This window comes from Rhizobium sp. AG207R, assembly GCF_027109195.1.
In the GTDB taxonomy this organism is placed as follows: Bacteria; Pseudomonadota; Alphaproteobacteria; order Rhizobiales; family Rhizobiaceae; genus Rhizobium; species Rhizobium dioscoreae.
Window position 1 is genome coordinate 15,536 of the sequence record NZ_JAEPVT010000021.1, and the last position, 14,612, is coordinate 30,147.

14 protein-coding genes are annotated in these 14,612 nt (G+C 60.4%); 9 read left to right on the forward strand and 5 right to left on the reverse strand.

The features are described 5' to 3' along the window. Positions 1-141 precede the first annotated feature (141 nt). On the forward strand, positions 142-1,215 hold the full coding sequence (purM, locus tag JJQ51_RS32300; RefSeq protein WP_152096032.1) for a phosphoribosylformylglycinamidine cyclo-ligase: 1,074 nt from the start codon (positions 142-144) through the stop codon (positions 1,213-1,215). Continuing rightward, positions 1,212-1,883: a phosphoribosylglycinamide formyltransferase gene (gene purN, locus JJQ51_RS32305; protein ID WP_152096031.1), complete on the forward strand. Its 672-nt coding sequence runs from the start codon at positions 1,212-1,214 to the stop codon at positions 1,881-1,883. The genes purM and purN overlap by 4 nt, the downstream gene beginning before the upstream one ends. Before the next feature lie 262 nt (positions 1,884-2,145). Here purN and JJQ51_RS32310 read toward each other — a convergent pair whose 3' ends face one another. The 3 genes from JJQ51_RS32310 to JJQ51_RS32320 all read right to left on the reverse strand — a co-directional run bounded on the left by JJQ51_RS32310 (position 2,146) and on the right by JJQ51_RS32320 (position 6,176). Then, positions 2,146-3,315 carry an alpha-D-ribose 1-methylphosphonate 5-triphosphate diphosphatase gene (locus JJQ51_RS32310; RefSeq protein ID WP_145631645.1) on the reverse strand — a complete coding sequence of 390 codons (1,170 nt, stop codon included), beginning with the start codon at positions 3,313-3,315 and terminating at the stop codon, positions 2,146-2,148. Between the two features lie 147 nt (positions 3,316-3,462). Continuing rightward, positions 3,463-4,056 (reverse strand): NUDIX domain-containing protein, encoded by a 594-nt coding sequence (locus JJQ51_RS32315; RefSeq protein ID WP_145631647.1) that lies wholly within the window; start codon positions 4,054-4,056, stop codon positions 3,463-3,465. After that, entirely contained in the window at positions 4,053-6,176 is a 2,124-nt protein-coding gene (locus tag JJQ51_RS32320) for a molybdopterin-containing oxidoreductase family protein (RefSeq protein ID WP_233789900.1), read from the reverse strand. The genes JJQ51_RS32315 and JJQ51_RS32320 overlap by 4 nt, the downstream gene beginning before the upstream one ends. Before the next feature lie 81 nt (positions 6,177-6,257). Between JJQ51_RS32320 and JJQ51_RS32325 the strand changes: the two genes are divergently transcribed. Continuing rightward, positions 6,258-7,109, forward strand: a complete 852-nt coding sequence (locus tag JJQ51_RS32325) for a 23S rRNA (adenine(2030)-N(6))-methyltransferase RlmJ (protein ID WP_145631652.1) — start codon at positions 6,258-6,260, stop codon at positions 7,107-7,109. A 33-nt stretch (positions 7,110-7,142) separates the two neighbouring features. Further along, positions 7,143-7,736, forward strand: coding sequence for a glutathione S-transferase (locus JJQ51_RS32330; RefSeq protein WP_145631654.1), 594 nt, complete (start codon positions 7,143-7,145; stop codon positions 7,734-7,736). An 11-nt stretch (positions 7,737-7,747) separates the two neighbouring features. On the opposite strand, the gene JJQ51_RS32335 is transcribed toward JJQ51_RS32330, so the two are convergent. Continuing rightward, positions 7,748-8,650: a LysR family transcriptional regulator gene (locus JJQ51_RS32335; RefSeq protein ID WP_113329060.1), complete on the reverse strand. Its 903-nt coding sequence runs from the start codon at positions 8,648-8,650 to the stop codon at positions 7,748-7,750. 123 nt (positions 8,651-8,773) lie between these two features. On the opposite strand from JJQ51_RS32335, the gene JJQ51_RS32340 reads away from it, so the two are divergent. Continuing rightward, positions 8,774-9,616, forward strand: a complete 843-nt coding sequence (locus JJQ51_RS32340) for an oxidoreductase (protein ID WP_269245841.1) — start codon at positions 8,774-8,776, stop codon at positions 9,614-9,616. 73 nt (positions 9,617-9,689) lie between these two features. Here the strand turns inward: JJQ51_RS32340 and JJQ51_RS32345 are convergent, their stop codons facing one another. After that, the gene (locus tag JJQ51_RS32345) at positions 9,690-10,322 is read right to left on the reverse strand and encodes an outer membrane protein (protein WP_113329062.1); all 633 of its coding nucleotides are present in this window, start codon (positions 10,320-10,322) and stop codon (positions 9,690-9,692) included. Positions 10,323-10,686: 364 nt separating this feature from the next. Here JJQ51_RS32345 and JJQ51_RS32350 point away from each other — a divergent pair, with 364 nt between their 5' ends. The 4 genes from JJQ51_RS32350 to moaD all read left to right on the forward strand — a co-directional run bounded on the left by JJQ51_RS32350 (position 10,687) and on the right by moaD (position 14,538). Next, on the forward strand, positions 10,687-11,454 hold the full coding sequence (locus JJQ51_RS32350) for an SDR family oxidoreductase (RefSeq protein ID WP_113354690.1): 768 nt from the start codon (positions 10,687-10,689) through the stop codon (positions 11,452-11,454). Then, a complete protein-coding gene (gene uvrC, locus JJQ51_RS32355) occupies positions 11,451-13,490 on the forward strand; it encodes an excinuclease ABC subunit UvrC (RefSeq protein WP_152093467.1) in 2,040 nt (679 codons plus the stop codon). The genes JJQ51_RS32350 and uvrC overlap by 4 nt, the downstream gene beginning before the upstream one ends. Positions 13,491-13,696: 206 nt before the next feature. After that, positions 13,697-14,284, forward strand: a complete 588-nt coding sequence (gene pgsA, locus JJQ51_RS32360; RefSeq protein ID WP_069616214.1) for a CDP-diacylglycerol--glycerol-3-phosphate 3-phosphatidyltransferase — start codon at positions 13,697-13,699, stop codon at positions 14,282-14,284. Then, positions 14,284-14,538 carry a molybdopterin converting factor subunit 1 gene (gene moaD / locus JJQ51_RS32365; RefSeq protein ID WP_069616328.1) on the forward strand — a complete coding sequence of 85 codons (255 nt, stop codon included), beginning with the start codon at positions 14,284-14,286 and terminating at the stop codon, positions 14,536-14,538. Before pgsA ends, moaD begins: the two co-directional genes overlap by 1 nt. Positions 14,539-14,612: the final 74 nt, after the last annotated feature.

Here is a 14,612-nt window from a genome sequence, read left to right on the forward strand (position 1 = left end):
GGAAATCTGCCTTGAGCAATGGGAAGCGGGGAAAATCGAAGGGTTTGCGGCGCTTGCGCCTTGCATAAAGGCCCCTATCATGCAATGGCGAGCCGATCAAAGCCCTGTCATAATGGACGGGCGGCCATCGGAGGCGGAAGCATGAGCCAGTCTGGAAAAAACGGTCTGACCTATAGCGACGCGGGCGTCGATATCGATGCCGGCAACCTGCTGGTCGAAAAGATCAAGCCTGCCGTCCGTTCGACGCGCCGGCCGGGTGCCGATGGTGAAATCGGCGGCTTCGGCGGCCTGTTCGATCTCAAGGCCGCCGGCTTTATCGATCCGGTGCTGGTGGCTGCCAATGACGGCGTCGGAACCAAGCTGAAAATCGCGATCGATGCCAACTATCACGACACTGTCGGCATCGATCTCGTTGCCATGTGCGTGAACGATCTGGTCGTCCAGGGCGCTGAGCCGCTCTTTTTCCTAGATTACTTTGCCACCGGCAAGCTCGACCCGGATCAAGGTGCGGCGATCGTGGGCGGCATCGCGGCCGGCTGCCGTGATGCAGGCTGTGCGCTGATCGGCGGCGAGACCGCGGAAATGCCAGGCATGTATTCCCACGGCGATTACGATCTGGCGGGCTTTGCCGTCGGTGCGGCCGAGCGCGGCCAGCTGCTGCCCTCGGGCGACATTGCCGAAGGCGACATCATTCTCGGCCTCGCTTCGTCAGGCGTTCATTCCAACGGCTTCTCGCTCGTGCGCAAGATCGTCGAGCTTTCCGGCCTTGGCTGGGATGCACCGGCTCCCTTCGCCGAAGGCAAGGCGTTGGGCGAAGCGCTGCTGACACCGACGCGCATCTATGTGAAGCCGCTGCTCAACGCCATCCGCGAAACCCACGCCCTGAAGGCACTCGCACACATCACCGGCGGCGGCTTTCCGGAGAATATTCCGCGCGTACTGCCGAAGCATCTGGCTGCCGAAATCGATCTTGCCGCCGTCAAGGTTCCGCCGGTCTTCTCCTGGCTTGCCAAGATGGGCGGCGTCGACGCAAAGGAAATGCTGCGCACCTTCAACTGCGGCATCGGCATGATCGTGGTCGTCGCTCAAGAAAACGTCGACGCCGTGAAGGCCGTGCTTGAGGCAGAAGGCGAAGCCGTCGTTACGCTCGGCCGCATGGTCGCTCGCGAAGAAGGCGCTCCCGGCACCGTCTACAAGGGCACGCTCGCTCTATGACCACGCCGCGCAAACGCGTCGTCGTCTTCATCTCGGGCGGCGGCTCCAACATGCTGGCTCTTCTGAAGGCCACGAAGGCAGCGGACTACCCGGCAGAGATCGTCGGTGTCATCTCCGACAAGGCGGATGCCGGTGGTCTCGCGAAGGCTGCGGCGGAAGGCATTGCGACCTTCGCTTTCGTCCGCAAGGAATTTCCCAGCAAGGAAGCCCATGAAGAGGCGATCCTTTCGCAGCTGGAAGCCCTCTCGCCCGATATCATCTGCCTTGCCGGCTATATGCGGCTGCTCTCCGGCCGCTTCATCCAGGCCTACAAGGGCCGGATCATCAACATCCATCCCTCTCTGCTGCCGCTTTTCCCGGGCCTGCATACGCATAAGCGCGCCATCGACGCCGGCATGCGCATTGCCGGTTGCACCGTGCATTTCGTCACCGAAGGCATGGACGAAGGTCCAGTCGTCGGCCAGGCCGCCGTGCCCGTCTTAACCGACGATACCGCCGACAGCCTTGCCGCCCGCGTGCTCACGGTCGAGCATCAGCTCTATCCGCAATCGCTGCGGCTGCTGGCGGAAGGCAAGGTCAGGATGGAAGATGGCAAGGCCGTGAGCTTTGGCAAAACCCCCGTTGTCGATGGACGGCAGATTTTGTCGCTGCTTGGAGACGCGGAGTAATTACGCAACTCTGGCTTCGAACAGCCCCTCATCCGCCCTTCGGGCACCTTCTCCCCAAGGGGAGAAGGAGGAAGTGCTTCGGATGCTGCCTTTTCAATAACGAAGCTAATCTCGCCCGGGACTGTGTAACTCCATTGGAAGGTGGAAACGTCACCCTCTCAGCGAGATACTTTTGTCGAGCTGGTGCGTCTAGCAAAAACCCCTTCTCCCCTCGGGGAGAAGGTGCCCAAAGGGCGGATGAGGGGGATGCCAGATGCCTCCCTCAAGCCGCCATTGCCATCAGCGGATGCAGCGTGCCGTCGCTATAGACGATGCGGCCGCCGCGGAAGGTGGCGCGGATGCGGTGAACCGAGCCGGGCTCGACGGCGACCAGATCGGCAAGCTGGCCGACAGCGATTTCGCCGCGATCCGTCAGGCCGGCGGAACGGGCGGCGTTGGCGGTTGCCGTCGCAACGGCCGCCGGCAGACCGCCAGCGACAACATCAGCAATCTTGAAAATAGCCGGCACGAAGGCGGCCGGGTGATAATCGGCCGCGATGATGCCGAGTAGACCGGATCGCGCCGCATCCAGCGCGCTGAGATTGCCGGACATGGACTGGCCGCGCAGCGCGTTTGGTGCGCCCATTAGTGTCCAGAGACCGCGGCGGCAGGCTTCCTCCGCCGCCGGTCCGGTCACCGGAAATTCGCTGATCGTCACGCCGAGATCGTGCATCGCCGCCACCTTCTCGGGGCTGTCGTCATCATGCGAGGCGAGCGACAGCTTGTGCTTCAGCGCAAGGTCGACCACTTCATGGAGCTTGCGCTCGATCTCAGGATCCTCGCGCTGCGCAATGCGCTTTGCCACGACCTCCTCGGCCGCCTCACGCGACATGGACCGGCGCTCGGACATGCTGCGGATGTAGCTTTCGATGTCGTTGTACTGCCCCTGCCCCGGTGTATGGTCGGTGAGCGAAACCATATCGACGGAGCCCTCTTCCAGGAGCCGCTCCAGGGTCGGAGCCGCGCCGAGATTGGTGATTTCGTAGCGTGCGTGGACACGATGGTCGATCAGAAGCTCGTCCCGCAGGCTGCCGATGCCACGGATCACTGCCGAAGTGGTTTCGAGCGAACGGACGTGGCCGTAGACGCTTTCGGTCGCAAAGGAGAGCGCCGCGAAAGCGGTGGTGACGCCAGCGGCCGCCAGCTTCTTGTCCAGCTCGTGAATGCCGAAATCGATCGGCATCATCGCATTCGGCCGCGGCGCGATTTCGCGCTCCACCATGTCGCAATGCAGATCGACGAAGCCTGGCATCAGCAAGCGGCCGCCGCCATCAAACGTCGGCTGCTCCACCGGCTCCGAGCGGATTTCGGCAATCACGCCGTCTTCGATGCGCACGGCGCCTCTCTCGACGACTTCATTGGGAAGAACGAGCGTGAAATTGCTGAGCCACATCGGCTTTCTCCTGAAACAGCGTCCATGATCGAAGGAGGCTCGGAAACATTCGAATGTTTCCGGCCAGCACGCCCCGGTAAGCTCGATTCGTGACATTGTGATGAATGGCGAGCAGAGTTTTTACAAAGCTCCCGCTCACCCGTTAGTCTATCTCAAGCTGGCGACATTCAAAGCCGCCCATTGCAGTAGCATGATCGTCTTGGCGTCATAGATATCGCCCTTCTCGATCATCGCCATTGCATCGGACAGGCGAACTTCCAGCCCCTCGATATCCTCATGCTCCTCCGCAAGGCCGCCACCATCGGCTACACGGTCGGACGTATCGATCACCGCGGCGAAGAAATGGATAACCTCGGTCGAGGAACCGGGCGACGTCATCGATTTGAAGAGGAAGCGGACGTCGCGCACGCGAAAGCCGGTCTCTTCCATGGCTTCGCGGCGGATCGCGGCCTCCGGATCGTCACCATCGAGCAGGCCGGCGGGCACCTCGATCATCCGGTCGGGAAGACCGACAAGATGGGACGGAAGACGGTATTGCCGGACGAGTATCACCGTTTCGCGCTTTGGATCATAAAGCAGGATGCAGGCCGCCGGCGTGCGGTGATAGACCTCGCGCTTCAGGCGATGCTTTTCGCCCTGCGAATCCGTGTAGTCGACCTCAAATGTGCTCAGCCGCGTCCATTGATCCGCCAGCGTCCTTTCGCTGACGATTTCGGCTTTCGCCTTTTCGAATTCACTCATGCCATATCCTTGCGGAGCCATACCTTGTTGTCGTGGACAGCCGCGCCGCCATATGGCGCGACCGGATCGGCGCCGGTGAGCACATTGATGCCCTCACCATCGACGTGAGCCTTGTTCGGCCAGAGGCCCTCGGCGATCAGCACGCCCGGCTTCACTTCCGCTGTCACGCGCGCATGCAGGCGGATATTGCCGCGTGTATTGCCGATGCGAACCAGCTCGCCATGAACAATATCAAGCCGTTCGGCATCGGCCGGGTTGACCATCACCTCGGGACGCCCTTCCTTCTGGCGCGACGTCTTCGTTTCCGCGAAACTGGAATTCAGGAAGTTGCGCGATGGCGAGGTCGCGAGCCGGAACGGATGCTCGGGATCGGCCACCTCGATCACATCGACCTGATCCGGAAACTCCGGCAGCTCGACATGCGGCCCGAGCAATCCGACCGATGCTGGCGGACGGTTCGGCGCCGGCTGGTTGGTCCAATCGGGGCGAAAGCGGAACTTGCCGTCGGGATGGGCAAAACCCTTGATAAAATGGGCCTCCTCGAAATCCGGCTGGCGATCGAACCATTTGTGTTCGAGGAAATAATCATAGTCCGGCAGACCGCTTCTGGACAGAACCCGGTCGATCATCTCGCGAGCGGAGAAGCCGAAGCCGGGGCAATCCGCAACGCCGAGGCGTTTGGCGAGCTCCTCGATTACAAAGAGATTGCTGCGCACGGTTGGCGGCGGCTCGACAAGCTTCGGCCCGAGAAGGATGTGGTTCTGGCCACCGGCGCGATAGATGTCGTCATGCTCGACGAACATGGTGGCGGGGATGACGATATCGGCCATGTCAGCCGTATCGGTCATGAACTGCTCGTGCACAGCGACGAAGAGATCGGAACGGGCGAAGCCGCGTTTCACCAGCCGCTGCTCTGGCGCGATATTCACCGGATTGGTGTTCTGGATCAGCATGGCGGTCACGGGACCGCGATGACGCAGCGCCACGGCATCACCGGTCAAGGCGCGGCCGATCTGCGACTGGTCGATCATGCGGATATCCATATCCTTCATGGCGCGGCCGGTCAGCTCGCTCGCATCCATGCGGAAGATATCGCTGTTCGAATGGAAGGCGCCGCCGCCCTCATATTGCCAAGAGCCGAGCACCGTCGCGATCGACGCTGCCGCGTGCATGGCGATCGCGCCATTGCGCTGACGGGTAAAGCCGTAGCCGAGCCGGAAATAGGTCTTCTTCGTCGTCCCCACGAGTTTGGCGAAGGCTTCGATCTCATCGACCGAGAGGCCGGTTATGGCCGCGGCCCATGCCGGGGTTTTCGATTTCAGGTGTTCTTCCAGGCCGGCGGGATCGTCGGCATATTTGGCCATGTAATCGCGGTCGGCATAGCCGTCACGGAAGGCGATGTGCATGACGGCGCAGGCAAGCGCCGCATCCGTGCCCGGCTTGACGATCAGAGCCATGTCGGCCTGCTTCATCGTCGGATTGTCATAGATATCGACGACGACGATCTTGGCGCCGCGTTCCTTGCGGGATTTCACCGCATGGGTCATGACGTTGACTTGGGTGGCAACCGCATTGGTGCCCCAGATGACGACGCAATCAGTACGGCCCATCTCGCGCGGATCGGGGCCACGCAACACGCCCGTCGCCATGGTGAAGCCGGTCCAGGCCGGATTGGTGCAGATCGATGAGAAGAAACCGGAATAGCGCTTGGCATGGCGCAGCCGCTCGATGGAATCGCGCTGCACCCAGCCCATCGTACCGGCATAGAAATAGGGCCAGATCGCCTCGCTGCCGTCCTTCGCTTCAGCCTTGATGAAGGCTTCGGCGATTTCGTCCAGCGCATCGTCCCAGGAGAGCTCCTGCCAGCGCCCCTCACCCTTGGCGCCGGCACGGCGGAGCGGTTTCATCAGACGATCGGGGTGATAAAGCCGTTCGGCATAGCGGGCGACCTTGGCGCAGATGACGCCGGCGGTATAGGAATGATCGTTGGCGCCGCGAACCCGGCCGATTCTGCCGTCTTCAGTCAGATCGACCTCCAGCGCGCAGGTGGAGGGACAGTCATGCGGACAGGCTGTGTGCCCGATGCGCGATTTGGCTTGGATAGGGGTCGCAATGTTCATGAGGTTTGTATATTTCAAGCGGAGACCGGCCACTAGAGACAATCCGGCCCATCTCAACAATTCATGCGGACTTCACCGACAATGAACTATCGGCACATCTACCACGCGGGCAATTTTGCCGATGTCTTGAAACACGCAATCCTCGCCCGCCTCGTCCGCTACATGCAGAACAAGGACAAGGCCTTTCGCGTTCTCGATACCCATGCCGGCATCGGGCTTTACGATCTCTCCTCCGAAGAAGCGCAGAAGACCGGCGAATGGCGAGATGGTATCGGCAAGGTGCTGGAGGCGGAATTGGTGCCGCAAGTGGCGGACCTGCTGGAGCCCTATCTTGCCACCATCCGCGAGCTGAACCCCGAGGGCGGCGTCAGGCTCTATCCCGGCTCGCCGAAGCTTGCCCGCATGCTGTTTCGCCCGCAAGACCGGCTTTCGGCGATGGAACTGCATCCGGATGATTTCCAGCGGCTACACCGCCTCTTCGAAGGCGATCACCATGCCCGCGTTACCGAGCTGGACGGCTGGCTGGCGCTCGGCGCTCATCTGCCGCCAAAGGAGAAGCGCGGCATCGTGCTCGTCGACCCGCCTTTCGAAGAGGAAGGCGAATATGAGCGGCTGATCGAAGGCTTGGCCAAAGCCTGGCGCCGCTTTCCCGGCGGCACCTATTGCCTTTGGTATCCGATCAAGAAGGATGCGCCGATCAAGCCGTTTCACGAGGCACTGCAGGCGCTCGAAATTCCGAAGATGCTCTGCGCGGAGTTGATCGTCAAAAGCGATCGCAGTTTCACCGGGCTCACAGGCTCCGGTCTCATCATCGTCAATCCGCCTTTCACGCTGAAGGACGAGTTGCATGCGCTGCTGCCGGCCCTGAAGGATATTCTGGCGCAGGACCGCTTCGCCTCGCAGCGGGCCTTCTGGCTGCGTGGCGAACATTGAGACTATTCACATCCATATCCCGCAGGTGATTTCATGAGACTTCTTTGCTCGTCCACCTCCCCCTTTTCCAGCAAGGTGCGCATGGCGGCACGCCATCTCGGCATCAAGCTGGAAGAAATTCATGTCGACACAAATGCCGGGCCGACTCTGCTGATCGACAACAATCCGCTCGGCAAGATCCCGACATTGCTGACCGGCGACGGCGAGGCGATTTTCGACAGCCGCGCCATCATGCATTATTTCGATCGTCACGAGGGCGGGCTCTATCCATCGAAGAAGGGCAAGCGCACCGAAATCGAAGTTCTGGAGGCGCTGATCGACGGCACCAACGAGTGCCTGCTGTCGATCGTCTACGAGCGCCGCCTTCGCGAGCCCGAGAAGCAGCATCAGCCCTGGATCGACCGGCAGTGGACGAAGGTCAGCCGCGCCCTCACCCATCTCGACGCCGAGCCGCCGAAGATCGGCAAGAAGCTGCATGCGGGTCATTTCGCGCTTGCCTCCCTTGTCGGCTATCTGCAGCTCCGCTTCGAAGGGCAGTGGGAAGCGGACCATGCGGGATTGATAGACTGGGCGCGCAAATTCGAGAAGCATTTCCCCGATTTTCCAGCGATGAAGCCGCAGGTCTAACGCTGTTCGGCTCAGCTCTGGCGAGCAGTCTCGGCCTTTACAAAATCGATAAAGGCGCGCAAAGCCGTCGGCAGCTGCCGGCGGCTCGGATAATAGAGGAAGAAGCCGGGATAATAGGGGCACCAGTCCTCCAGCACGCGGATCAGCCGGCCATCCCGCAAAGCCGGCAGCGCGTGATCCTCGAACAAGAAGGCTAGACCGGAACCATTGATAGCGGCATCCAGCATGATGTCGAGATCGCAAAGCGTCAGCGGCCCCTGCACATCGATCTCCAGCTCGATGCCTCCTCGCTCGAACTCCCAGCGATAATAGGTGCCGCTCGCAAAACGGTAGCGGATACAGGGGTGGTCCTTCAGATCATGAGGTGTGACCGGTTTAGGGAAACGCTGAAAATATTCCGGCGAGCCGACGATCGCCGTGCGCTGACGAGGGCCAATAGGAATAGCGATCATGTCGGCCGCGATGCTTTCTCCGAACCGTATGCCGGCATCGAAACCGGCGGAAACCGTGTCCACGAGCGCATCGTCCACGACGATTTCCATTTCGATGGCCGGATAAGCCCTCAAGAACCGTGACACGATTGGCAGCAGCACCATCCTGGCGGCGGGGCGCGGGGCGTTGATGCGCAGCTTGCCGTAGGGCTGGCCGCGGAATTTATCGAGATCTTCGAGAGCATCGTCGATATCGAGGAAAGCGGGGCGGATGCGATCGAACAGGCGCTCTCCGGCCTCCGTCAACCCGACACCGCGCGTGGTGCGATTAACCAGCCGCACATCCAACCTCTCCTCGATCGCGCGCAACGAATGGCTGAGCGCTGAAGGCGTCACGCCGAGCTCCACCGCCGCCTTGCGAAAACTGCGGTGTTGGGCAATCGCCAGGAAGATAGCCAGATCGGTCGAACGGATACGCCGCATTGATGAGAATTTCTCAGCACTTTATGGAAGAGAAAGTAGATTATCTCAACGATGCCATCAAGCTACCTTTCTCCTGCAAGCGAATTCCACCCCTGGAATTGCCAACCCACGAAGGAGAAAATCATGCGTGTTTGGTTCATCACGGGCGCATCCCGCGGCTTTGGCCCCCTCATCGCCCAAGAAGCCCTCGCCGCCGGCGACGCCGTTGTCGCTACGGCCCGCAATCCCGCCGGTCTGGCAGAGAAGTTCGGCAACCATCCGAACCTCCTGCCCGTAGCCCTCGACGTCTCGAACGAAGCGCAGGCTCATGAGGCCGCCGCGGCTGCCGTCAAGCGCTTCGGAAAGATCGATATCCTTGTTAATAATGCCGGTTACGGGCTGCTCGGCGCCGTGGAAGAAGCAACGGCCGAGGAGATCGAGAAGCTCTATGCCACCAACGTCTTTGGCTTACTGAAGGTGACGCGCGCCATCCTGCCGCATATGCGCCGGCAGCGCTCGGGCCATGTCATCAACATGTCCTCGGTCGGAGGCTATCAGAGCCATGCCGGCTGGGGCGTCTACTGCTCGACAAAGTTCGCGGTCGAAGGCCTATCGGAGGCAATGGCGGCGGAACTCAAACCGCTCGGCATCAACGTCACCGTCGTCGAGCCTGGTTTCTTCCGCACCGACTTCCTTGACGAAAGCTCGCTCGCCGTCAGCCCGAGCTCGATTGCCGACTATAAAGACACGCCGGCCGGCGCCATGCGCGATTTCGCCGCCGGTCACAATCACGCCCAACCCGGCGATCCCAAACGCCTTGCAAAATCGATGATAACGCTTGCCCATTCGGCGAACCCACCGCTGCGCATGCCCTTCGGCTCCGATACAGTTGGCGCGATCGAGGCCAAGAATGAGTATGTCGCCAAGGAACTGGCCGACTGGCGCGAACTGGCCGTCTCGACGGACTTCCCGACGGATGCCGCCTAAACACTCAGAGGCATAACGCAAAAAAGCCGGGGCAAAACCCCGGCTTTTTCTTCAGGCTTAAGCCTTCGGATAATCAGAACTTGACGCCGATACCGACCTTGACGCTCTGTTCGTCGTAGCCGCGAGAGAACCGACCGGAGTCGAGGTCGAAGTTCTTCTTGCCGTAGTCCGTGTAACGGTACTCGAGACGAGCCGTGATGTTGTTGGTGATGAAGGTTTCAGCACCTGCACCGACCGTGTAACCAACAGCCGTCTTGCTGTCAGACGAGGTGTCGTCGGAGAGCTTGTTCTGGCCGAGTGCCAGACCGGCCGTGCCGTACAGCATGAACGGGTTGAAGTCGTAACCGAGGCGACCGCGAACCGAGCCGTTGACACCGTTCTTGGCGGTCAGGCCGTTGCGGGTGCTGTCGGCGCCGGAGTAGCCGAGGTCAGCTTCGATACCATATACGATCTGGCCCTGCTGCCAGTTGTAGCCGGTGAAGGCCTGGCCGCCCCAGGCGTAAGCGTCGCCGTTGCGGTTGAAGTGACCGGCGTTCCAGTCGCCAGCGCCACCGATGTAGAAGCCGGACCAGTTGTTGACGGCCGGAGCTGCTTCCTGGGCGACGGGCGGCTGCGGAATCTGCTCAACAGCGTCAGCAGCCTGAGCTGCGGTGTAACCGCCGAGAGCGAAAGCGGAGACCATGAGGGTCGTGATAAGAGTACGCATACTTTTCTCCTTTCAGTCCCGTGTGCCCCGCTTACTGTCCTTGACTTCGAAGCGCCACGAGCAATTAAAACATATCCCTCCCGGATCGAGGTTGAAATTGGAATGCAAATGAGGAATTGGAAGAGCCAAAATATGATATCATTGTGGCACAGACGTGGCTGAATTTCGATGTTGCTTCATCGCAACAGACGAATTGTTAACCATAATCATCGGTTAAACTGTGTATACTTATTTTAAACTAAATATATCTCAAGTTTTACATAAGAAACCCCAAAGCGCATCATTCGCTCATGCATCTTTTCATATGGTGTATCGACGCCCTATATGAGCATCGATTGGGTAACGACGAGCAAAAGGCGATCTCTTGAGCCAGGAAAAACTACGTACGGCGCTGATAACCGGCGCTTCCAAAAGAATAGGCCTGGCAATTGCCGAGGATTTGTCGGCTAATGGCTTCGCCGTAGCGTTGCATGCCAATCAGTCCCTCGCCGAAGCCGAGGAAATTGCGGCGAAATTGCGGCAAATGGGCCGGAGAGCCATTGCGATCAAGGCGGATCTGCAGAATTTGGGCGAGACTTCAACCCTTGTCGAAAGGGTTGCGGATTCTCTCGGCCCGCTCGATCTTCTGGTGAATAATGCCTCAGCCTTCCTCGGCGATTCCGCCGATCATTTTGACGAAGAAGCCTTCGAGGCGCATTTCGCAATCCATGTGCGGGCGCCGTCGATTCTGGCTGCCGATTTCGTCCGGCAGCTTCCCGAACCGCATCCGGGCCTGATCGTCAACATGGTCGATCAGCGGGTCTGGGCACTCAATCCGCGCTTCTATTCCTATACACTGTCGAAAGCCGCCCTCTGGACGGCGACTCAGACGATGGCGCAGAGCTTTGCGCCGCGTATCCGCGTCAACGCGATCGGCCCAGGCCCGACGGTACGCAGCGTGCGGCAGACCGAAGAGGACTTTCAAGCGCAGATCGACGGCCTCATATTAAAGGCGGCGCCCGGGCTCGAAGAATTCGGCCGGACCATCCGCTTTCTTTTTGACACGCCCTCGATCACGGGCCAAATGATAGCGCTCGATGGCGGCCAGCACCTTGCCTGGGAAACGCCAGACGTGTCGGAGAGTGCAGAATGAATGGAAGAAAGCTGCCTGACGGCGGCGTTCTCTATGACGAATCAGAGGATATCGAAGATGACATCGAGGTGGAAGGCGATGCCGCAGCCTCCCCTATTGCGCCTGTCGACTGGAACGAAGGCGGAAAGAACGAGACGGGACTGCGCGGCGCCGAGCTGATCGCCGAATTCGTCAAGCGGCTGCCCAACAATCCCGGCGTCTACCGCATGTTCAACGAGGCCGGCGACGTGCTTTACGTCGGCAAGGCCAGGAACCTGAAGAAGCGCGTTTCCAACTATGCCTTGGGCAAGGTGCACTCCAACCGCATCGCCCGCATGGTGCGCGAAACCGCCAATATGGAATTCGTGACCACGCGGACGGAGACGGAAGCGCTGCTGCTGGAAGCGAATCTGATCAAGCGCTTGCGCCCGCGCTTTAACGTCCTGCTGCGCGACGACAAATCCTTTCCCTATATTCTGATTACGGGCGATCATCGCGCGCCGGCGATCTTCAAGCATCGCGGCGCCCGCGCCCGCAAGGGCGACTATTTCGGCCCCTTCGCTTCGGCGGGCGCCGTCGGGCGCACCATCAATTCACTGCAGCGCGCCTTCCTGATCCGCACCTGCACCGATAGCGTCTTCGAGACGCGCACGCGGCCCTGTCTGCTCTATCAGATCAAGCGCTGTTCCGGCCCCTGCACGCATGAGATCAGCGATGCAGGCTATGCGGAACTGGTACAGGAGGCGAAGGACTTCCTTTCCGGCAAGAGCCAGAACGTCAAGGCGCATATGGCCGAGGCGATGAATGCTGCCGCCGAAGATCTGGATTTCGAACGCGCCGCCATTTTCCGCGACCGTCTGGCGGCGCTCTCGCATGTGCAGAGCCATCAGGGCATCAACCCGGCCGGCGTCGAGGAAGCCGATGTCTTCGCCATCCACCACGAGGGCGGCATTTCCTGCATTCAGGTCTTCTTCTTCCGAACCGGACAGAACTGGGGCAACCGTGCCTATTTCCCGAAGGCCGATCCATCGCTCTCGGGCGCTGAAGTGCTGAACGCTTTCCTCGCGCAATTCTATGACGACAAGCCGGTGCCGCGGCAGATCCTGCTGTCGGAGACCATCGAGGAAATGGAGCTCCTGGCGGCTGCTCTCAGTGAGAAGGCCGGTCATAAGGTTACGATCCTCGTGCCGCAACGCGGCGAGAAGCGCGATCTGGTCGAACATGTCATTGCCAACGCGCGTGAGGCGCATGGCCGCAAGCTCGCGGAAACCGCCTCGCAATCGCGGCTGCTCGAAGGCTTCAAGGAAACGTTCAAGCTTCCCTACACGCCACAACGCATCGAGATTTACGACAACTCTCACATCATGGGCACGAATGCGGTCGGCGGCATGGTCGTGGCCGGGCCGGAAGGCTTCGTCAAAAACCAGTACCGCAAGTTCAACATCAAATCGACCGACATCACGCCGGGCGACGACTTCGGCATGATGCGCGAAGTCATGACCCGCCGTTTCTCTCGTCTCCTGAAGGAGGAAGGCAAGCCCGACCGCAGCGGCGAGACCGACGCCAGCGTCGATGCCGCCGATCGCGCCTTCCCCGCCTGGCCCGATGTCATCCTCATCGACGGCGGCCAAGGGCAAATGACGGCCGTGCGCGCCATTCTCGATGAGCTCGGGATCACCGACAGTGTCATCGCCATCGGCGTCGCCAAGGGCGTCGACCGCGAAGCCGGGCGTGAGCGTTTCTTCGCCCCTTCGCGCGAAAGCTTCTCGCTCCCGCCGCGCGATCCCGTGCTCTATTTCATCCAGCGCATGCGCGACGAGGCGCACCGCTTCGCAATCGGCTCGCATCGCGCCCGGCGCAAGAAGGAGATGGTGAAGAACCCGCTCGACGAGATCGGTGGCATCGGCCCTTCGCGCAAGCGCGCGCTTCTCCAGCATTTCGGCACCGCGAAGGCCGTGTCACGCGCCGCACTTTCCGACCTGATGGCAGTCGAGGGCATTTCCGAAGCGGTGGCGCGTCAGGTCTATAACCATTTCCACGAGGACGCCGCGAAATAGGGAAAGCTCGTCGCAAATTCCACGCAATAGCGGTGAAAAAACAGAAACAATATTGACGATAAACTGACCAACCCATCATCTAAGGTGTGACCACCAAAAAGTGCGGAGCGGTTTTTGGGATCACACTCCATCAGACGACTTCAGCGGGATGGGATCAACAGTGCCCAATCCGGTTCGGTCGAGACAACAGAAACGAAACGATTTCCATGGCTTCGCGCGCTTACAGCATCCCCAATCTGCTCACCTACGGCCGCATTATCTGCGTACCCCTGATCGTTCTTTGCTTCTTCATCGAGGGTAAGCTGGAGGGCTCCGATTTTGCGCGCTGGGTCGCGCTCTGGATCTTCATCATCGCCTCGATCACCGATTTCCTCGACGGCTATCTCGCGCGTATCTGGAACCAGACCTCGAATATCGGCCGGATGCTCGATCCGATCGCCGACAAACTGCTGGTCTCCGCGATCCTGCTTCTGGTTGCGGCCGACGGCACCATTGCCGGCTGGTCGCTCTGGGCCGCCATCATCATCCTTTGCCGCGAAATCCTGGTTTCGGGTCTGCGCGAATATCTGGCGGCGCTGAAAGTCAGCGTTCCCGTGACGCGCATCGCAAAATGGAAGACGACCGCCCAGCTCGTCGCCATCGCCTTCCTTCTGGCTGGGCCGGCAGGCGACAAGGTGCTACCCTACACGACAGAGATGGGCATCGTCCTGCTCTGGGTCGCAGCGCTTTTGACCATCTATACCGGCTATGACTATTTCCGGGCCGGGCTAAAGCATGTCGTGGATGAGGAATGATGACGAAACTCGTCTATTTCGCCTGGGTGCGTGAGCGGATCGGTAAGGCCGAGGAAGAGATTTCCCTGCCCGCCGATGTCGTCACCGTCGGCGATCTCCTGAGTCATTTGAAAGGCTTGGGCGAGGAATACGAGGCGGCACTTCAATTCCCCCAGGCGATCCGCGTCGCTATCAACATGGAACATGCGGAGCACGATGAGCCGATCGCCGGAGCGCGGGAGATCGGGCTCTTCCCGCCGATGACCGGGGGGTGAGGAGCGGTCGGGCGAAGCCCGAGTAATCGATCCAGTGAATCGATTGCAGCGACGAACGCCCTGAGCCTTAGCGA